This window comes from Nocardia sp. NPDC050408, assembly GCF_044458905.1.
Taxonomy (GTDB): Bacteria; Actinomycetota; Actinomycetes; order Mycobacteriales; family Mycobacteriaceae; genus Nocardia.
The window spans coordinates 85,887-108,555 of record NZ_JBITIL010000023.1; the positions used below are offsets into that span (position 1 = coordinate 85,887).

General features: G+C 67.3%; 2 protein-coding genes and 1 pseudogene. All 3 read left to right on the forward strand.

Going from position 1 to position 22,669, the window contains the following annotated elements:
- Window positions 1-26 precede the first annotated feature (26 nt).
- A complete protein-coding gene (locus tag ACIBJI_RS37710; protein ID WP_397087935.1) occupies window positions 27-10,844 on the forward strand; it encodes a type I polyketide synthase in 10,818 nt (3,605 codons plus the stop codon).
- Window positions 10,841-16,348, forward strand: a complete 5,508-nt coding sequence (locus tag ACIBJI_RS37715; protein WP_397087937.1) for a type I polyketide synthase — start codon at window positions 10,841-10,843, stop codon at window positions 16,346-16,348. Before ACIBJI_RS37710 ends, ACIBJI_RS37715 begins: the two co-directional genes overlap by 4 nt.
- Before the next feature lie 4 nt (window positions 16,349-16,352).
- Window positions 16,353-22,669 (forward strand): annotated as a pseudogene (locus ACIBJI_RS37720) (type I polyketide synthase); the annotation flags it as partial.

Genomic DNA, 22,669 nt, shown 5'->3' on the forward strand with positions numbered 1-22,669 from the left:
AGCAAATACGATCTGGAGTTCCACCGATGGCCGACAACGACGAGCTACGCCAGTATCTGAAGAAGACCGCGAAGGAGCTCTACCAGACCAAACAGCAACTGCGCGCGCTCACCGACCGGTCGCGGGAACCGATCGCGATCGTCGGTATGGCTTGCCGGTATCCCGGTGGCGTGCGCTCCGCTGAAGACCTGTGGCGGATGACGGCGGACGGTGTGGACGCCATCGGGGACTACCCGGCCGATCGAGGCTGGGACCTGGAACGGCTATTCAACCCGGATCCCGATGTGCCGAACGGCATTTACACCCGTGACGGTGGGTTCCTCGACGCCATCGGCGAGTTCGACGCGGCCTTCTTCGGGATCGGCCCGCGTGAGGCCGCGGCGATGGATCCGCAGCAGCGCCTGATGTTGGAGGCGTCCTGGGAAGCGTTGGAGGATGCGGGAATCGATCCGGTGTCGTTGCGCGGCAGCGACACCGGCGTCTTCGCCGGAGTCATTCATCAGAATTACGGTCCCCGCATCGGCTCGCCGAATATCACCGCTGAGACCGAAGGCCATGCCTACCTGGGTGTTTCGAACGCTGTGCTGTCCGGGCGGATCGCGTATACGTTCGGGCTCAAAGGTCCGGCGATATCGGTCGACACCGCCTGCTCGTCGTCGCTGGTGGCATTGCATCTGGCGTGCCAGGCCCTGCGGCAGGGCGATACGTCGCTGGCGTTGGCGGGTGGGGTGACCGTCATGTCGGATCCAGCCTTGCTGATCGCATTCGCGCGTCAGCGTGCGTTGTCGCCCGATGCGCGCTGTAAGGCCTTCGCGGCGGCTGCTGATGGAACCGGATTCTCAGAGGGGCTCGGAGTACTTGTGCTGGAGCGTCTTTCGGACGCCCAGCGGCTCGGTCACACCGTGCTTGCGGTGGTGCGTGGGAGTGCTGTCAATCAGGATGGTGCGAGCAACGGCCTGACCGCGCCGAACGGTCCGTCGCAGGAACAAGTGATCGCGTCCGCGTTGGCGAATTCCGGCCTGACCCCGTCGGATATCGACGCGGTAGAGGCGCACGGCACCGGGACGATGCTCGGGGATCCGATCGAGGCGCGGGCACTGATCAGCGCGTATGGCACGCGGCGCGAGAGCGCGCCGTTGCGTTTGGGGTCGTTGAAGTCGAATATCGGTCACACCTCGGCTGCCGCGGGGGTGGGCGGCGTGATCAAAATGGTTCAGGCCATGCGGCACGGCGTGCTGCCGAAGACGTTGCACGTGGATGCGCCGACACCGCATGTGGATTGGTCCGCGGGCACGGTGCGGCTGCTGCGGGACAATGAGCCGTGGCCGGTGGGGGATCGGATCCGGCGAGCCGGGGTCTCGTCGTTCGGAGCCAGCGGCACCAATGCCCACCTCATCCTCGAGGAAGCGCCCGCGCCTTCGGTTACCGTGGCGTCGGCGGCCGAATCCGAGCCCGAACCGGCCACGAAATCCGTTGTGGCCGAGGTCGTTCCGCTGTTGATATCAGCCAAGTCCGACGAAGCCCTCCGTGCCCAGGCGGATCGACTGCGGCAGCGGTTGATCGACGATCCCGACGTCGATATGCGGGATATGGCGTATTCCCTGGCGACCTCGCGGGCACAGCTGGACCGTCGCGGTGCGGTCGTGGGGCGTGACCGGGACGAACTGCTCGCCGGTCTGGCCGATCTGGCCGCGGGTGCGCACGGCACGATCGAAGGGGATGCCGGTTCCGATAGGACGGCGTTCCTGTTCACAGGGCAGGGTGCGCAGCGCGCAGGGATGGGTGCTGGCCTGTACGCGGCGTTCCCGGTGTTCGCTGCCGCGTTGGACGAGGTCTGTGCGCAGTTCGATCCGCTGTTGGGTCGTTCGCTGAAAGAGCTGATGTTCGCCGACGCCGAGGGTGTGTTGGATCGGACCGAATGCACCCAACCAGCGTTGTTCGCGTTCGAGGTGGCGTTGTTCCGGCTGATCGAATCATTCGGTGTCACACCGGATGCGCTGATCGGGCATTCGATCGGTGAGTTGGCGGCGGCGTATGTGGCAGGGGTGTGGTCGCTTTCGGACGCCTGCACGCTGGTGGCGGCGCGCGGCCGGTTGATGGGTGCCCTGCCGGTGGGCGGCGCGATGCTCGCGGTGGCGATCGACGAGGGACGAGCTGTCGATATCGTCGCCGATTTCGCCGACCGGGTGTCGATCGCGGCGGTCAACGGTCCATCGTCGACGGTGTTGTCCGGGGACGTCGATGCCATCGATGAGATCGAGCGGCTGCTGTCCGCCGAGGGTGTGAAGACGAATCGGTTGCGGGTGAGCCATGCGTTCCACTCGGCGCGGATGGAACCGATGTTGGCCGAGTTCCGTTCGGTCGCCGCAGGATTGACGTATCGCGAGCCGTCGCTGCCGATCGTTTCGAATGTTTCGGCGGTCGTGGTCGCTGCGGAGCTGACCGATCCAGAGTACTGGGTCGAGCAGGTGCGGGGGTGTGTCCGGTTCGCGCCGGGGATCGATGTCCTGGTCGAGGCAGGTGTGCGGCGGTTCGTGGAGATCGGACCGGATGCGGTGCTGGCGGCAATGACGCGTGGCTGTCTGGCCGAGCACCCGGAGGTCGAGTCGGTGTCGTCGGTGGCGGCGGCTGCTCGGCGGTCGGTCGATGAGCTGGAGCAGTTCGTCACTGCCATGGCACAGGTTCATGTCGCGGGTGCGCGAGTGGACTGGCGTGCGTTGTTCGCCGGGCGTGTGGCGCATCGGATTCCGTTGCCCACCTATGCCTTCCAGCGTCGCCGTTTCTGGTTGTCGGGCGCCCTCGACGCATCGCCGTCGTCGACGGATCATCCGATCCTGACCGGTGTGGTCGGGTTGGCCGGTACCGACGAATGGTTGTTGACCGGCCGGTTCTCGCTGCGTACTCACCCGTGGATCGCCGATCACATGACCTACGGCGTGGTGGTCGTACCGAGCGCGACGTTCATCGAGTTCCTCCTCGTCGCGGGTCGCCGGATCGGTTGCGGGGTGGTCGAGGAGCTCACCTTGCAGGCGCCGATTCTGCCGACGGCGGGCGACGAGGTCGAGTTGCAGGTGCTGGTGCAGGCGGCGGACGACGCCGGGCGGCGTCCGTTCGAGTTCTATTTCCGCAAGTCTTCCGATGCCGAATGGATCCACAACGCCACCGGTGTGCTCGGTGCTCGGTGGGATGGTGATTCGGCGCTGGTGTCGCGGCTACGGGAGGAGCAGTGGCCGCCGGTCGACGCCGAGGCTGTGGACAGTGCGGGGCTGCCGGAGCGGATCGCGAAGCTCGCCGGGCTCGAGTACGGTCCGGCGTTCGTCGGCGTGCGCGCCGCGTGGCGACGCGACGACACGGTCTTCTCCGAGATCGTGCTGGACACCGATGCGGCGCCGGAGCCGGGACGGCACGACCTGCATCCCGCCCTGCTGGATATGGTCATGCACGCGGGGTTCGCCGGGTTGCTGTGGCGCGATGGGGATTCCGATCCCGATACCGGCAGGCTGCTTTTCCGGTGGGGCGGTGCACGTTTCCACGAGTCGACAACGGATGAGGTGACCTCGCTTCGGGTCATCGCGGTCGCGACCGGACCCGAGACCGTGTCGGTCGCGGCGGTCGATCCGGACGGTACTGCGATCGTGTCGGTCGACGCGGTGGTGATGCGTCCCTATGACGTGCAGGAATTCCGGAGCAGTCTCGTCGGTGACGAGGCGGGCCTGTACCAGGTGCGCTGGGAGCCCACCGCGGAATCGGTCGCGGCAGTCGACCGATCCGCACCGGCCATGGCGGTGCTCGGGGACACGACGGTGGCGGGGATAGGCCCGAAATACGTGTCGGTCGCCGATGTCGTTGCGGCCGAGGATATTCCCGGTGTTGTGGTGTGGCGGGCGAGCGCGCCTTTCAGGGAAGGTCCGGGATCGGTGCGGGCAAGCGTGCACGGCGCGTTGGCGACGGTGCGGTCCTTGCTCGCCGAGGAACGTCTGTCCGATGTCCGGCTGGTCGTGGTGACGACAGGTGCCGTCGGGTTGCCCGAGGAGGCTCCGGATCCGGGCGCGGCGGCGGTCTGGGGATTGGTGCGCAGTGCGCAGTCCGAGCATCCCGGACGGTTCGTCCTCGTCGACGAGGATCCGGCGCGGCCGCTCGATGCGGACCGCATCGGCGCGGTATTGCGGTCGGGCGAGCCGCAGACCGCGGTCCGAGGTGAAGAGATTCTGGTTCCTCGGATGGTGCGCGCGTCCGCTTCCGTGGACCCGGGGGCGCGGTCGTCGTTCGGGGATGGGACGGTGCTGATCACCGGCGGTACGGGTGGACTCGGTGCGTTGTTCGCCCGTCATCTCGTTGCTGAGCACGGTGTGCGCGGTCTGGTATTGACGTCACGTCGAGGATCCGACGCGCCCGGTGCCGCCGAGCTGGCCGCCGAATTGACGCGGGCCGGCGCCGAGGTTCGGGTCGTCGCGTGCGATGTCGCCGATCGCGACGCGGTGCGGAACCTGCTGGATTCGATCGCCGGACTGACCGCTGTCGTGCACACCGCGGGAATTCTGGACGACGGCACCGTCGAGTCGCTGACCGCTGATCAGGTGGACCGGGTGCTGGCACCGAAGGTCGACGGCGCATGGCATCTGGACGAGCTGACTCGTGGTTTGAATCTGTCCGCGTTCGTGGTGTTCTCGTCGATCGCGACGGTGCTCGGGTCATCGGGGCAGGGCAACTACGCCGCGGCGAACGGTTTCCTGGACGCGCTGGCGCAGCGGCGGCGGGCTGCGGGGTTGGCCGCTACGTCGCTGGCGTGGGGGCCGTGGAACCAGGGCAGCGGTATGACCGGTGGCTTGGACCGCGCCGCCCTGGCGCGGTGGGATCGCCTGGGACTGAGCCCGCTCGAAAGTGCGGAAGGGACGCGCCTTTTCGGCGAAGCGCTCGCTCACTCGGATGCGCGTCCGGCTCCGATCCGCTTCGACGCGAGTGTCTTGCGTCGCGAGTCCGATGTCGACGCGGTTCCGGCGGTGCTGCGTGGATTCGTGCGGCGTTCGACGCGCCTGACGCAACAGGCGGCGGTCGCCGCGGCGGCAGGCTCGCTGGCCGCCCGGTTGGCGGGTGTGCCACAAGCGCGGCGTGGCGAGGTGGTGTTGGAGGTCGTGCTCACAGCGGCGGCGGCAGTGCTTGGGCATGATTCGGCCGCCGACATCCGACCCGACCAGCGCTTCGACGAGATCGGTTTCGATTCGCTGGGTGGCGTGGAATTCCGGAACCGGCTCGGCAAGGCCACCGGCCTGCAGTTGCCGTCGACGCTGGTGTTCGATTATCCGACGCCGGCGGCGGTGGCGAAGCTGGTGCAGTCCCGCGTCGAGCCGACAGTGGGCGAACCCGTCAAGAATGTTGTCCGCCGGGTCCGGGCGGACGAGCCGATCGCGATCGTCGGCATGGCCTGCCAGTTCCCCGGCGGCGTCGAATCACCGAAGCAGCTATGGGATCTCGTTGCCTCCGGGACCGACGCGACCGGCGATTTCCCGTCGGATCGGGGCTGGGATCTGGAGCGGCTGTTCGATTCGAATCCGGACAAGCCCGGTACTGTTTACACCCGGCGCGGCGGATTCCTTTACAGCGCAGGCGATTTCGACGCAGGATTCTTTGGGATCGGTCCCAAGGAAGCCTCCGCGATGGACCCGCAGCAACGTCTGCTGCTGGAGGTGTCCTGGGAAGCTCTGGAAGACGCGGGCATCGATCCGGTGTCGTTGCGGGGCAGCGACACCGGCGTGTATGTCGGCGCGGGCTACTCGGGCTACGTCGATCGGGTGGCCGGTGACCTGGAGGGCTACCGGCTCACCGGCACCACGAGCAGCGTGATGTCCGGACGGGTGGCCTACGTCCTCGGTCTCGAAGGCCCGGCGGTCACCGTGGACACCGCATGCTCGTCGTCGCTGGTCTCGCTGCATCTGGCCTGCCAAGCGCTGCGTCAAGGGGAGAGCTCGCTGGCGCTGGCGAGCGGTGTGACGGTCGCGGCCAGTCCTTACCTCTACGTCGATTTCGCTCGGCAGCGCGGTCTCTCGCCCGATGGCCGTTGCAAGGCCTTCTCGGCCGATGCCGACGGCGTCGCCTTCTCCGAGGGAGTCGGTGTGCTGGTGCTGGAGCGGCTCTCCGACGCAAAGCGCCTGGGGCACAACGTCCTCGCCCTCGTGCGTGGAACGGCGGTGAACCAGGACGGCGCGAGCAATGGTTTGACCGCGCCGAATGGTCCGTCACAGGAGCGGGTGATCGCGGCGGCGCTGGCGAATGCCGGGCTCGAGCCAGCGGACATCGACGCGGTGGAGGCGCACGGCACCGGCACGACGTTGGGTGATCCGATCGAAGCCCAGGCGCTGATCGCTGCGTATGGGCAGGACCGTGCGGGACAACCGCTGCGGATCGGATCGATCAAGTCGAATATCGGCCATACCGTCGCCGCGGCAGGTGTCGGTGGCGTGATCAAGATGGTGCAGGCGCTGCGACACGAAACCCTGCCGAAGACACTGCATGCGGACGAGCCGAGCCCACACGTGGACTGGTCCGCGGGCGATGTCCAGCTGTTGACCGAGGCCCAGCCGTGGCCTGCCGGTGGACGAGTCCGGCGAGCGGGCGTGTCGTCGTTCGGTGTCAGCGGCACCAACGCGCACGCGATCCTCGAGGAAGCGCCGGTCCCACAGTCGGTCGGCTCGCCACGGGCCGCCGACCGTCCACGCACGATGGTGCCGTGGCTGGTGTCGGCCAAGAATGAGACGGCCCTGCGAGGACAGGCGGCGAAACTCCGACAGTGGCTCATCGATAACCCGGACGCCGATCCGGCGGATGTGGCGTATTCGCTCGTGACGACGCGGGCGCAGCACGAGTCGCGGGCGGCGGTCCTGGGCGGCGATCGCGACGAACTGCTGGCGCGGCTGGCGCGTCTGATCGCCGGAACCTCCTCGGCCGGAGTGGTTTCCGGCACTGTGGGCTCCGGGAAGACCGCCTTCCTGTTCACCGGTCAGGGCGCGCAGCGGATCGGTATGGGCGCGGGTCTCGCCGAGGCCTTCCCGGTATTCGCCGCGGCACTGGACGAGGTGTGCGCCCAGTTCGATCCGCGACTCGGATGTTCCCTGAAGCAGGCGATGTTCACCGGTCACCTGATCGACGATCATGGGGTCGCCGCGGAAACCGGGATGCTGGATCGCACACGATTGACCCAGCCCGCACTGTTCGCGTTCGAGGTGGCGCTGTATCGGCTGTTGGAGTCGTTCGGAGTTGTTCCGGATGTGGTGATCGGGCACTCGATCGGTGAACTGGCCGCGGCGTATGTGGCCGGTGTGTGGTCACTGGAGGACGCATGCGCGCTGGTCGCGGCGCGAGGGCGGCTGATGGATGCGCTGCCGGCAGGCGGCGCGATGCTCGCGGTCGCCGCGTCCGAGGCCGACGTTCGCGCGGTGATCGCCGGATTCGGTGATCGGGTGTCGGTGGCGGCGGTGAATGCGCCTGCGGCCGTGGCGATCTCGGGTGACGATGACGCCGTCGACCAGATCGATCGGCAGTTCGCCGAACGGGGTCGCAAGACGAGCCGGTTGCGGGTGTCGCATGCGTTCCATTCCAATCGGATGGAGCCGATGCTGGCCGAGTTCGAGACCCTCGTTGCGGCAGTGACCTGCAACGCCCCCCGGATTCCATTGGTGTCCAACATTTCTGGCCGGATCGCCGACGACGAGATCCTGGATCCGAAGTACTGGGCGGCGCAGGTGCGCGCCGCGGTGCGTTTCGCGCCCGGCGTCGAGACGCTGGTGGCCTCGGGCGTGCGCCGTTTCCTCGAAGTCGGACCCGACGCGGTGCTCGCGGCGATGACGCGGCAAACGCTTGCCGAGGACGTCGAGGCTCGATCTGTGGTGGCCGCGGCGACCCGCCGGGATCACGACGAGGTAGAGCAGTTCCTCACGATGCTCGGCCAGGCGCACACCGCAGGGGTTGCCGTCGACTGGGACGGGTTGTTCAGCACCCTCCAGGTATCCCGAATCGCCTTGCCCACCTATGCCTTCGAACATCGGCGGTACTGGCTCGAACCCGGCCGCGGGGAGGCCAGGAATGTGTCGGAGCATTCGCTGCTCACCGATGTGGTTCGGGTGGCCGACCGTGACGAGTGGCTGTTTTCGGGACGGCTCTCGCTGCGCACCCATCCATGGATCGCCGACCACACCACCTATGGTGTGGTGCTCGTTCCGAGCGCCGCGCTCATGGAGATGCTGTTGGTCGCGGGCAGGCGAATCGGTTGCGACGCCGTCGAAGAGCTCACCCTCGAGTCGCCGATCCTCCCGCCGCCAGACGGCGATGTCGAACTCCAGGTACTGGTGCGGGAACCGGATCCCACGGGACGTCGATCGTTCACATTCCACTACCGCCTGACCGACACCGCCGACGGTGAGTGGACGCGCAATGCCAGCGGCGTGATGAGCGGTCAACAGCTGCTCGACATCGGACTCGTGGACATGCTGCGCAACGGGCCGTGGCCGCCGATCGATGCCGAACCGGTGGATGCCGACTGGATTCCGGCCCAGGTGGCGCGTGTCGCCGGACTGGAATACGGTGCCTCGTTCATCGGCATCGACGCCGCATGGCGCAGTGGCGACACGATGTTCTCCCAGGTCACGCTGAATGAGGAAGTCTCGGCCGAACGGTTCCAGCTGCATCCGGCGCTGTTCGATATGGCACTACATGCCGGACTCGTCGGTTTGATCTGGTCTGACGACAAGGGCAATCCCGCCGAGGGCAAACTCTTGTTCCGCTGGGGCGCGACGCAATTCCACACCACGTCCAAGGTCACGACATTGCGGGTGATGGCTATCCAGCGCAGCGGTGAGGCGATCACCGTCGTGGCGGTCGACCAGGACGGAAACCCGGTGGTTTCCGTCGATGAAGTGGTCATGCGCTCCTACGACGTCCAGCAGTTCCGGGCCACGCTGTCGGGTGGACGTGCGGCCCGGTATGCGTTGCGCTGGGCAGCGGTCGAGACGCCTGACGGAATCATCCGGCGCGGTAGCACAGCCGTGCTCGGAACCACGCAGGTGCCCGGCATCGCTGAGCGGTACCTGGATCTGGCGGCTCTCGCTGCGGCCCCTACCGTCCCGGATATCGTTGTCTGGTCCGAATTCACTGCACCGCACGGTGATTCGCGCTCGTCCGTGAGTGATCGAGTGAAGGTTGCCCTGCGCATGGTGAACGGCTGGCTGGCCGACGAGCGATTCGCACGGTCGCAGCTGGTTGTGGTGACCGGAAGTGCGGCGGCGTTGCCCGATGAGACGCCCGATACCGCATCGGCTGCGGTATCGGGGCTGATACGTAGCGCGCAAACCGAATATCCGGAGCGGATCGTACTGCTCGACGCGGACGAATCCGTTGGTGCGCGGCATATTACGGCCGACTTCATCCGAGCCGCGATCACGACCGGAGAACCACAGCTGGCCCTGCGGGGCGACCTGGTCCTGGCACCACGGCTGGAGGCGGTGACATCCGCTGCGGCCGAGCCGGTTTCGTTCGGGACCGGGACCGTGCTGATCACCGGTGGAACCGGAGGATTGGGTGCGCTGCTGTCCAGGCACCTGGTCACCGCGCACGGCGTGCGACGGCTACTGCTGGTATCTCGCCGTGGCGAGCGTGCCCACGGCGCAACGGAACTCGCGGCGGAGCTGTCCGGACTCGGTGCCCAGGTGCGGATCGCCGCCTGCGATGTCACCGACCGCGACGCGCTTCGAGATCTGCTGTCGGGCCTGCCCGCGGAATTCCCGCTCACCGGTGTGGTGCACACCGCGGGCGTGCTCGACGACGCCACGTTCCACACGCTCTCCGATGATCAGGTCGATCGGGTGTTCGCTCCCAAGGCCGATGCGGCGTGGCATCTGCACGAGCTCACCCGGGACATGAATCTGTCGGCGTTCGTGATGTTCTCCTCGATCGCCGGAATGATCGGTTCGGCCGGTCAAGCGAATTACGCTGCCGCGAACAGCTTCCTGGACGCCCTCGCGGTGCGACGCCGCGCCGAAGGACTACCGGCCCTCGCGCTCGCCTGGGGTCCGTGGCAGCAGGACATCGGCATGACCGGCGCTCTGGATCACACCGCCATGGGCCGATTGGAGCGATTCGGGCTTGCCCCGCTGAACCGCACCGACGGCCTGCGGTTGTTCGACGAATCGCTGACCACGGCGGAACCGGTGTCGGCGCTGATGCACCTGGATACCGACAAACTGCGCTTGGAAGCGCATACCGGTGCGGTCCCGGCGGCGCTGCGCGGGTTCGTTCGCGCACGCGGCCGGGCGGCCACGACATCGAGTGATGGACCGTCGCTCGGGGAGCGTCTGCACGGTGTGGCGGAGGCGAAGCGACGTGGGGTCGTCCTGGACCTGGTGCGCGAACACGTGGCGACGGTGCTGGGTTACGGGTCGGTCGACGACATCGGACCCGATCGCGGCTTCGACGAACTCGGCTTCGATTCCCTCGGCGGGGTCGAGTTCCGCAACCGGCTTTCCAAGGCTACGGGGCTCTCGCTGCCCTCGACCCTGGTGTTCGACTACCCCACCGCGGGAGATATCGCCGACTACTTGCTGGCGCAGACCGTGGTGACGGCACCCGCGCAACCGACATCGACGGTGCCCGACGACCTCGCGCGCCTCGAGGCGATGCTCGAGCGGATTATCGCGGGCGGCAGCGACGACGAGACCGTCGCCGGATTGCGGGGCGTCAACGAGCGCCTGCGCGACTATCTGACCGGCAAGTCGCCGGAAGGCGACTACGACGACCTCGAATTGCATTCCGATAGTGAGCTTTTCGACCTGATCGACGAGGAGTTTGGTCCAGCATGAGCAACCCCGGCACCAGCAACGAGGAACGTCTCAGCCGGTATCTGCGCAAGCTCACCGGAGACCTCCGAACCGCCAAGAAGCACATCCAGCACCTGGAAGACCGTGCCAGCGAACCGATCGCGATCGTGGGCATGAGCTGTCGGTACCCGGGCGGCGTCGAAACTCCGGCGCAGCTGTGGGAGTTGGTGGCCTCCAGCACCGACGCCATCGGTCCTTTTCCGGCCGACCGCGGCTGGGACCTCGAGCGTCTGTTCGACACCGATCCCGATCGGCCGGGGACCATCTACACCCGGGAAGGCGGATTCCTGGACTCGGCAGGCGATTTCGATCCGGGATTCTTCGGAATAGCTCCGCGCGAGGCCGCGGCGATGGATCCGCAGCAGCGCCTATTTCTGGAAGCGGCATGGGAGGCATTGGAGGATGCCGGTATCGATCCGACGTCGCTGCGCGGAGGTGACACCGGTGTGTTCGCGGGCGTGATCCACCAGGACTACGGCCCGCGCGTGGGTTCGCCGGGTCTGACAGCCGAGGCGGAAGGCCATGCCTACGCGGGTGTTTCGGCCAGCGTCCTATCCGGGCGCGTCGCCTTCACCTTCGGTTTCAAAGGTCCGACGCTCTCGGTGGACACCGCGTGCTCCTCGTCGTTGGTCGCACTGCACCTCGCCTGTCAGGCACTGCGTCAGGGGGAGACCTCGCTCGCCCTGGTCGGTGGCGTCACGGTGATGTCCGACGCCAGTCTGCTGATCGCTTTCGGTCGGCAGCGTGCGCTGTCCCCGGACGCACGGTGTAAAGCCTTCGCGGCGGCGGCGAACGGGACCGGATTCTCCGAGGGCCTCGGCATGCTCGCGGTCGAGCGGTTGTCGGACGCGCGCAGTAAGGGCCATCAGGTCCTCGCGGTCATCCGCGGCAGCGCGGTCAACCAGGACGGGGCCAGCAACCGGCTGACCGCACCGAACGGTCCTTCGCAGGAAAAGGTGATCGCGCAGGCCCTCGCCGCTGCCGGTCTGACGCCCGCCGACATCGACGCGGTCGAAGCGCACGGCACCGGCACCAGCCTCGGTGACCCGATCGAGGCGCAGGCGCTGATCGCCGCCTACGGTCGCGATCGCGCTGGAGATCCGTTGCGGATCGGCTCGCTCAAGTCGAATATCGGGCACACCTCCGCCGCCGCCGGTATCGGCGGTGTGATCAAGATGGTGCAGGCGCTGCGACACGAAACGTTGCCCGCGACGCTGCATGTCGATGCCCCGACCCCACACGTCGACTGGTCGGCGGGAGCGGTGCGGCTGCTCACCGAGGCAGAACCGTGGCCCGCGGGAGAGCGGGTGCGTCGCGCCGGTGTGTCCTCCTTCGGAGCCAGCGGTACCAACGCCCACGTGATTCTGGAAGAGGCCCCCGCACTGGAGCAGGTCCCGGTCGAACCGGCGGACGATGCCACCGATCGTGGTGCGAAGACAGTGGCTTCCGGTGTCTGCCCGTGGTTCGTATCGGCGAAAACCGAAGAGGGCCTGCGTGCGCAGGCAGCCAAGCTGCTGGACTGGGCGACCGAACACCCCGACCTGACGGTCGACGACATCGGCTATTCACTGTTGACGACCCGTGCCCGGTTGGAATGGCGCGGCTCGGTAGCGGGCGGCGAACGGGACACAATACTCGCCGGACTGGCAGCGCTCGCGGAACACGGATCGGCGTGCACCGCCAGCGGCGTCACCACCGGGAGGGCGGTGACACGCAAGACAGCCTTCTTGTGCACCGGGCAGGGCGCACAGCGGGTCGGGATGGGACGTGAACTGTACGAGGCGTTCCCGGTGTTCGCTGCCGCGTTGGACGAGGTGTGCGAGCAGTTCGATCCACTGCTCGGCGGGTCGTTGAAGCTGTTGATGTTCACCGGTCGGCCCGCCGGTGGCAGCCCCGACAGTGCTGATGCCGGTGTGCTGGATCGGACGGAGTTCACCCAGCCCGCGCTTTTCGCGTACGAAGTCGCGCTGTACCGACTCCTGGACTCGTTCGGTGTGACACCCGATGTCCTGGTCGGACATTCGATCGGTGAGCTGGCCGCCGCGTACATCGCCGGAGTGTGGTCGCTAGCGGATGCGTGCCGTTTGGTCGCGGCGCGTGGTCGCCTCATGGGGCAGCTGGCCGAAGGCGGCGCGATGCTGGCTGTCGCGGCGAGCGAGCACGAGGTATCCGAGGTGCTGGTCGACGATCGAGTATCCATTGCCGCGGTGAATTCGCCGGCAGCCGTGGTGGTTTCCGGTGACGAGGACGCGGTCGATGCGCTCGATCAGCGGTTCGCCGACCGCGGGCGCAGGACCTCGCGGCTGCGGGTGTCGCATGCGTTCCATTCCCATCGGATGGAGCCGATGCTGGCCGAATTCGAGTCTGTCGCAAGGAATGTGACTTACCACCGCCCGCAGATTCCCCTGGTCTCGAACCTGTCCGGCCGGATCACCGGAGATGAAGTGCTCGAACCCTCCTACTGGGTCCAGCAGGTGCGGGAGGCGGTTCAATTCGCCAGGGGCATAGACACTCTGGTGGCCTCGGGCGTGCGCCGCTTCCTGGAAGTCGGTCCGGACGCGGCACTGACCGCAATGACCCGCCAGTGCCTGCCGGAAGAAATCGAATCGCAGGTTTCCGTAATCGCGTCCGCACGCCGCGGCCGCGCGGAGATCGAGCAGTTCGTGAACTGCCTGACGCACGCGCACACGGTCGGGGTCGACGTCGACTGGAGCGCGTTCTTCACCGCCCGCCCGGTCTCGCGAGTGTCCTTGCCCACCTATGCTTTCCAGCGCCGTCGCTACTGGCTCCAGCCCTCGCATGGCACCGCCGGAATCGAATCCGCGGGATTGGCTGTGGTGGAACACCCCCTGCTGGATGCGGTCGTGCCGATGGTCGATGGTGGCGTCGTCCTGACCGGGCACCTGTCACCGCTGTCGCAGCCGTGGTTGGCCGACCACGTCATCGGCGGGGTCATATTGCTGCCGGGGACGGGGTTCGTGGAGTTGGCGCTGCGTGCCGGGGCCGAAGCCGGGTGCCCGGCGATCGAGGAATTGACACTGCGAGCGCCGCTGGTGCTGCCCGCGTCCGGCGGCGTGCGGATCCAGGTCGTCGTCGGCGCACCCGACGTCGAGTCGCCGCGGCGGCCGATATCGGTGTACTCCCGTGGCGAGCACGACCCTGACGGGCCGTGGGAACTGCACGCGCACGGCGTGCTGACCACCGGAATCGACACCATCGCACCCGAACCCGTGGCGTGGCCGCCCGCCGCGGCCACCGGTGTCGATGTCGCGTACTCGAAGTTCTTGACGCGGGATTACGGACTGGGACCTGCCTTTCAGGGTGTGCGGGGATTGTGGCGGCGTGGCGACGAGGTTTTCGCCGAGATCGCCGTCGATGCCGACACCGGGGTGCGGGCCGAGGGATTCGGCATCCATCCGGCACTGCTGGACGCGACGCTCCAGGCGGGACTGCTGGCCGATGTGCTCGAGATCGGCGCGGGGCAGGTGATGTTGCCGTTCTCATGGGAGTCGGTGTCGCTGTACGCGACCGAGGCATCGGTATTGCGCGCGCATGTGACGGCGGCCGGTTCGTCGGTATCGGTAAGGGTGACCGACGAAGTGGGCCTGCCGGTGTTGTCCGGGTCGGTCACGATGCGGCCGATGCCACTGGAACAGCTCGCCGCCGCGGGTGCGAGCCGCGGGGCCGATTCGGTGCTCGAGGTGGTGTGGTCGCCGACCGCACCGGAGTCGGATCCGGAATCACCGGCACTGCCCGTGGTGGTGGTCGAGGCGGGGGCCGGGTGGAACGGCACGACGGGCACTGATGTGGTGGCCGGTACGGATACCGAGGTCGTACGGATTCTCGAGCTGGTGCAGGAGTGGCTGGCGCGGGATCGGTTCGCGACGAACACATTGCTGATCGCCACGCGCGGCGCGGTGGCGCTGCCCGGTGAACACCTCACTGATCTCGCCGGTGCCGCGGTATGGGGTCTGGTGCGTGCCGCGCAGGCGGAGGGTTCGGGTCGGATCATCCTGGTGGACGCGGACATTCGCGTCGACGAGCGACTCGCGGCCGCCATCGCGGCGGTGGGCGAACCTCAGGTGGTCGTGCGCGCCGGTGTCTTCCACACCGCTCGACTCACCCGGCCCGCGACCGCGTCCCCGGAGCGCGGTGCTGCAGCCGCGTTCGGTACCGGGACGGTGCTCATCACCGGCGCCACAGGCGGTTTGGGCGCGGTGGTGGCTCGGCATGTGGTGGTCGAGCATGGGGTGCGGTCGTTGTTGCTGGTGAGTCGCAGCGGCCCGCGCGCCGAAGGTGTGGCGGCGCTGAGCGCCGAACTCGAGCAACTCGGCGCGCAGGTGCGGGTAGTGGCCTGCGATGTCACCGATGCCGACGCGGTGGCCGGATTGCTGGACGAGGTGCCCGCGCAGTGGCCGTTGACGGCGGTGATCCATGCGGCGGGTGTGCTCGACGATGGCGTTATCGCGTCGCTGACCGCGCAGCGGGTGGCGGCGGTGCTCGCGCCGAAGGTCGCCGCCGCCTGGTATCTGCACGAAGCGACGGCGGATCTGGATTTGGCCGCGTTCGTGTTGTTTTCGTCGGTGTCGGGCACGGTCGGTGGTCCGGGTCAGGGCAACTACGCGGCCGCGAATACGTTTCTCGACGGACTGGTCGCGTACCGGCGGGCGCGAGGGCTGACAGGTCAGTCGCTGGCGTGGGGGCCGTGGGCCCGGTCGAGCGGTATGGCCGGGCATCTGGGTGCGGCCGATATGGCGCGGATGAATCGTGGCGGGTTCCAGGCGATCTCGGATGAATCGGCATTGTCGGCCTGGGACGCGGTGCTCGCACGGGACGCCGCGCACGCGGTGATCGCCGCGGTGGATACCGCCGCGATCCGCGCGCGAGCCCATGCCGGACTGCTGCCACCGCTGCTACGGGAGCTGGCGCCGGCGACGACTCGCCGCCCTGCGGTCCCGGCGGCGATGTCTGGTCTGCGGCAACAGCTCGCGGTTCTGGACGCCGATCGGCGGCCTCAGGTGGTGCTCGATTCGGTGCGCACCCACGTCGCGTCCGTGCTCGGCCACGACGCGGCGTCCGCGATCGGCCCCGATCGCGCCTTCCAAGAGCTGGGGTTCGATTCGCTCAGCGCGGTGGAGCTGCGCAATCGGCTCGAGGCCGCCACCGGCCTTTCCTTATCGGCCGCGGTGGTTTTCGACTACCCGACCCCGGCCGCACTCGCCGACCATCTCCTCGAACAACTCACCGAAGAGCGAGTGGAAACCAAGACCCGCTCGATCGACGCGGTATTCGAGGAATTGGAATCCGCTCTCGCCAGCGGAAATTGGGGCGAATCGGAAAAGGCTCGAATCGTGTCCCATTTGCAGTCCATCACGACGAGCTGGACCGCTCGACTGGACACCGACGGCGCTTTCCGCGAAGACGATATCGAAGACGCTTCCGAAATGGAGCTCTACGCGATTCTGGACAGAGAACTGGATGCCTGAGCAGATGGCCGACGATAAAAAGCACCTGGATTACCTGAAGCGTCTCACCGTTGATCTGCGCCAGGCTCGCAAGCGCCTGCGGGAAGTCGAAGATCAGAGGTTCGAGCCGATCGCGGTCGTGGGTATGGGGTGCCGGTTCCCGGGTGGCGTGGCGTCCCCGGAGGGCTTGTGGCACTTGGTTTCGGAAGGCATCGATGCCATTGGTGAGTTCCCGGCCGACCGCGGCTGGGACGACGGCATCTACGACCCGGACCCGGAAGCCAAGGGCAAGTCGTACACGCGATCGGGCGGATTCCTCTACGACGCGGCCGAATTCGACGCGGGCTTCTTCGGGATAGGCCCGCGTGAGGCGCTGGCGATGGACCCGCAGCAGCGGCTCCTGCTGGAGACATCCTGGGAGGCGCTCGAACGAGCCGGTATCGACCCGTCGACGTTGCGGGGCTCCGACACCGGTGTGTTCGCCGGCGCGTCGCATGGCGAGTACACCGATCTGCTGCGCGAGGGTCCGGTGGATCTGCGCGGCTACCTGCTGACCGGCACGACGGGCAGCGTGCTCTCGGGGCGCGTCGCCTACACGCTGGGTCTGGAAGGCCCGGCGGTATCGGTCGACACGGCGTGTTCGTCGTCGCTGGTCGCGGTCCACCTGGCGGTGCAGTCGTTGCGCTCGGGGGAGTGCGCGATGGCGTTGGCCGGTGGCGTGACGGTCATGGGCTCGCCCGGTATGTTCGTGGAGTTTTCGCGCCAGCGGGGCCTGGCGGTCGACGGACGGTGCAAGTCCTTCGCGGCGTCGGCGGACGGTACGAGCTGGTCCGAAGGCGTGGGAATGCTGGTGCTGGAGCGGCTTTCGGACGCACGGCGACTCGGGCATCGGGTGTCGGCGGTAATCCGGGGATCGGCGATCAACCAGGACGGCGCGTCCAATGGGTTGACCGTGCCGAACGGTCCCGCGCAGCAGCGGGTGATCCGCACGGCGCTGGCCAATGCGCGGCTGACGACCGGTGACGTGGATGTGGTGGAGGCCCACGGCACCGGCACGGTACTGGGTGATCCGATCGAGGCGCAGGCGCTGTTGTCCACCTACGGACAGGACCGGGATCCGGGCCGTCCGCTGTGGCTGGGCTCGCTGAAGTCCAATATCGGCCATTCGGTGGCCGCGGCCGGCGTGGGCGGCATGATCAAGATGATCATGGCCATGCGGCACGGGGTAATGCCCCCGACCCTGCATGTCGACGAGCCCACCCCACGGGTGGACTGGTCGGCCGGAGCGGTCGAACTGCTGACCCGGCAACGGGATTGGCCGCAGGACCCGGAGCGGCCACGCCGTGCTGCGGTGTCCTCCTTCGGTATCGGCGGCACCAACGCGCACGTCATCCTCGAAGACGTATCCGCCGTCGAGCCGGTCGAATTCGAGGATGGCGCGACCTCCGACAGTGCCGGACGCGCTGCCCCGGTGGTGGTGCCGTGGGTGGTGTCGGCGAAGTCGGAGGCCTCGTTGCGGGCGCAGGCCGCGCGATTGCACGAGTTCGTGGCCGCGGATCCCGCCCTGTCGCCGTCCGAGGTGGCGTATTCGCTGGTATCGACTCGCGCGGTATTCGACCACCGGGCCGTGGTCGTGGGCGACGACCGTGCCGAACTGCTGGGCCGACTGAGCACGGTGGCGGCTGGAGCGCCCGGCCCCGGTGTCGTGTCCGGCGATGGGTCGACCGCGCGGGTGGGTGTGATGTTCGCCGGGCAGGGATCGCAGCGGGCGGGCATGGGCCAGCAGCTGTACCGGCGGTTCCCGGTGTACGCCGAGGCGTTCGACCGGATATGCGCGCAGCTGGACCCGCTGCTCGGACTTTCGCTGCGGGAGGCGATCAGCGACGGAACGGAGCTGGAACAGACCCGGCTGACCCAACCTGCGCTGTTCGCCATCGAGGTGGCGTTGTATCGCCTGCTCGAATCATGCGGTGTCACACCGGAAGTCGTCTTCGGGCATTCGATCGGTGAGATCGCCGCCGCGCATGTCGCCGGCGTGCTGAACCTGGCGGATGCCTGCACGCTGGTCGCGGCGCGCGGTCGGTTGATGCAGGAATTGCCCACCGGCGCAGCGATGCTCGCGGTGCAGGCCAGCGAGGAGGAGACCACCGCACTGCTGGACGGGCTCGACGGGGTGGATGTGGCCGCGGTCAACGGCCCGGCGGCCGTGGTGGTCTCCGGTCGCGAGGACGCGGTGGACGACCTCGCCGAGCGGCTGCGAGCGGACGGGCGGCGCGTCAAGCGGCTACGGGTCAGCCATGCGTTCCATTCCTCGTTGATGGAACCGATGTTGGCGCGGTTCACCGAAGTGGTCGAGCGGCTGCGGTTCGATCCGCCTCGGATTCCGGTGATCTCGACGGTGACCGGTGCGGTGGCGGATCCCCAGCTGTGGTGCTCGGCGCAGTACTGGGTCGATCAGGTGCGCCGCCCGGTGCGGTTCGCCGACGCCGCGGCGGCGGCTTGGGCGCGGGGCGTGAACACCTTCGTGGAGGTGGGCCCCGACGGGGTGCTGTCGGCCATGGCGGCCGAATGCCTGCCGGAGGACGCGACCACCGTCGCGGTCTTGCACCCCGAGCGCGGCGAACCCGCCGAGATGCTCACCGCGTTGGCGCGGTTGTTCGTGCGGGCGGTGCCGGTGCGCTGGAACGCCGCGGTGTTCGCGGGAGCCGAGGCGGCGGTGGTGGAACTGCCGACGTATGCCTTCGACCGCCAACACTATTGGCTCGAACCTTCGCGCCGAGCCGGTGTCGACAGCGCGAACCGCGACGCGGACTCGGTGTCGGAGTCATTGTTCGGTGTGGAGTGGGTCGCTGGTCCGCATTCGTCGGCGGTGGTCGACCCGAACCGGGTGGCAGTGTCGGGCGATCTCGCGGTACTGATTGCCGACTTGGATGCGGCCGAGGATGCGGTTGTTCCCGAGGTCGTGTTGTTCGAGTGCCCCGAGTTCGATGGTGCGCCGCCGGAGGTGGCGCGACAGGTCGTGACCGGTGTCCTCGACGCGGTCCAAGTGTGGTTGAGCGATGTGCGTTTCGCGGACTCTCGCCTCGTTGTGGTGACGAGAAATGCTGTTTCCGTAGATGTTTCCGAGCCCGTGAACTTGGGGCAGGCCCCGGTGTGGGGTTTGGTGCGTGCCGCGCAGGCCGAGCACCCGGACCGGTTCCAGCTCCTCGACCTGGATCACCACGTCTTGGACCGGGATCTGGTCTCGGTTGCGGCGCTGGCGACGGAACCGGAGGTTGCGCTACGCGGCACGACCCGGCTGGTACCACGGCTCAGTCACCATGCGGTTGGCGAGGCTGTCAGGCTGGAAGAGCCCGGCACCGTGTTGATTACCGGTGGGACCGGTGGTCTCGGTGCGTTGATCGCCCGGCATCTTGTTGTGAATCACGGTGTGGGCCAGCTCGTTTTGACCTCGCGTAGGGGTTTGGACGCTCCGGGCGCGGCGGGGTTGCGCGATGAGCTGTCAGAGCTCGGTGCGCGGGTACGCATCGTTGCTTGCGATGTGTCCGATCGCAATGCGTTGGCGGCGTTGATCGACAGCATTTCGGACGAGCATCCGTTGATCGGTGTCGTGCATGCGGCGGGCACCGCCGACAACGGCCTGATCGAGTCGATGACCGCGGAGCGGGTCGATTATGTCTTCGCTCCGAAGGCCGATGCGGCATGGCATCTGCACACGCTCACCCGTGATCACTCATTGTCGCTGTTCGTCCTGCTGTCCTCGGCCGGTGGTCTGGTGCTAGCGGCCGGTCAGGCGAATTACGCCGCGGCGAACGTCTTCCTGGATGCCTTGGCCGCGTACCGCCGCGGTGCGGGATTGCCCGCGACCGCTGTGGATTTCGGATTGTGGGCGGCCACCAGCGGCCTCGGAGCCATGCTCTCCGAGGTCGATATCGAGCGGATTCGTCGACAGGGTTTCCCGCCGCTGACCGAGGCCGAGGGTCTGGCGCTGTTCGACGCGGCGATCGCCACCGAATCCGCTCAGGTGGTGGCATTGCGGGTCGATCCGGTCGTACTTCGAACCGGGGGCGAGCAGGTTCCGGCACTGGTCCGTGCGATCGCGCCGAGCCCGGCGCGCGATGACGCCGGAACCCCGGCAGTGGGTCGGGCTCTGCTCGATGAGCAGGCAGTGCTCGACCTCGTTCGATCGGTGGCTGCCGAGGTTCTCGGACACGCCGCCGCGGATGCTGTTGAGCCACAACGGACTTTCCAGGAGCTGGGGTTCGACTCCCTCGGCGCGGTCGAGTTCCGCAAGAAGCTCAATGCCGCGACCGGCCTGAAGCTTCCGGCCACGCTCATTTTCGACTACCCGAACCCGCGGGTTGTCGCCGAGTTCATCGGTTCGCAGCTCGCGGGCACGGCGGCTGTCGACGAGGTCGTGGCCAGCCGGGTTCGCGCTGATGATGATCCGATCGCGATCGTCGCGATGAGTTGCCGGTATCCGGGTGGTGTTTCCGCGCCGGAAGACCTGTGGCAGTTGGTCGCGGACGGCATCGACACGAATGGCGAGCTGCCGGTCGACCGTGGCTGGGATATCGAGGGTCTCTACGACCCGGAACCGGGTGCGGCGGGTAAGACCTACGCGCGCACTGGTGGATTCCTTTATTCGGCAGCCGATTTCGATGCCGACTTCTTCGGTATCAGTCCCAATGAGGCCACCATGATGGATCCGCAGCAGCGGTTGCTGCTGGAGACCTCCTGGGAGGCGCTGGAGCGGTCCGGCGTCGATATGGGTTCGCTGCGCGGCAGTTCGACCGGCGTTTTCACCGGCATGTCCTTTCACGACTATCCGGCCAATGCGAATACGGGATCCATTGCGTCCGGACGAGTTTCGTACGTTTTCGGTTTCGAGGGTCCGGCGGTCACGGTCGATACGGCGTGTTCGTCGTCGTTGGTGGCGATGCATTTGGCTGCGCAGTCGCTGCGGTCGGGTGAGTGTGATCTGGCGTTGGCCGGTGGTGTGACGGTGATGGCCACACCGGAGACCTTCGTGGAATTCAGTCGGCAGCGAGGGCTGTCGCCGGATGGGCGGTGCAAGTCCTTCGCCGATGCCGCCGATGGCGTTGGCTGGGCCGAGGGTGTCGGCGTGCTGGTGCTGGAACGGCTTTCCGATGCTCGACGGCATGGACACGAGGTACTGGCGGTCGTCGCCGGTTCCGCCGTGAATCAGGATGGCGCGTCGAATGGTTTGACCGCGCCGAATGGTCCCTCGCAGCGGCGGGTCATCCGCCAAGCCCTCGCAAATGCCGGTTTGTCTGCTGCCGAGGTTGACGCGGTGGAGGCCCATGGCACCGGAACGACGTTGGGTGATCCGATCGAGGCGCAGGCGTTGCTGGCGACGTATGGGCAGGAGCGGGATGCGGATCGTCCGTTGTGGTTGGGTTCGTTGAAGTCCAACATCGGTCATGCCCAGGCCGCCGCGGGTGTGGGTGGTGTGATCAAGATGGTGATGGCGATGCGCCACGGTGTGCTGCCACGAACGCTGCACGTGGACCAGCCGAGTACCAAAGTCGATTGGACTCGAGGCAATATTCGGTTGTTGACCGAGCCGCAGTCGTGGCCGGAGGTGGGTCGGCCGCGTCGTGCTGGTGTGTCCTCGTTCGGGATCAGCGGCACTAATGCTCACGTAATCCTGGAGCAGGCCCCGGTGACCGGGGTACCGGTGGCGCAGGAGGCTCGGGTGGCCAACTCGGCGCCGGCAGTTGAGACGGCTCCGCTGAGTGCGGTCTTGCCCTGGGTGGTTTCGGCGCGTAGTGGTGAGGCTCTTGCTGAGCAGGCCAGGCGTTTGGCATCGCATGTCGGCGACCATGACCTGGATCTGATTGATGTCGGTTTCTCGCTCGTGACTTCGAGAGTGTTGTTTGATCATCGGGCCGTGGTGTTGTCGGCTGAGGGTGATGGTCTGCGGGCTGGTACGCGGGCGTTGGGTCGTGGCGAAACGGTTTCGGGTGTGGTGTCTGGTCGTGTGGTGTCGGGTTCGACGGGGTTGGTGTTTTCGGGTCAGGGTGCGCAGTGGGCTGGTATGGCTGTGGAGTTGCGTGCGTCGTATCCGGTGTTTGCGGAGTGTTTCGATGTGATTGTTGCTGAGTTGGATCCGTTGCTGGGGCAGTCGGTTTCGCTGGGTGTGGCGTTGGTGTCTGAGGATCTGGTGGATCGGACGGTGTTTGCGCAGGCGGGTTTGTTTGCGTTCGAGGTGGCGTTGTTTCGGCTGCTCGAGTCTTGGGGTGTTGGTGTCGATGTTGTGGCGGGGCATTCGGTTGGTGAGGTTGCTGCTGCGCATGTGGCGGGTGTGTTGTCTTTGGT

Coding starts and splice junctions, on each gene's coding strand:
- ACIBJI_RS37710 (WP_397087935.1), top strand. CDS start 27: ATGGCCGACAACGACGAGCTACGCCAGTATCTGAAGAAGACCGCGAAG.
- ACIBJI_RS37715 (WP_397087937.1), top strand. CDS start 10,841: ATGAGCAACCCCGGCACCAGCAACGAGGAACGTCTCAGCCGGTATCTG.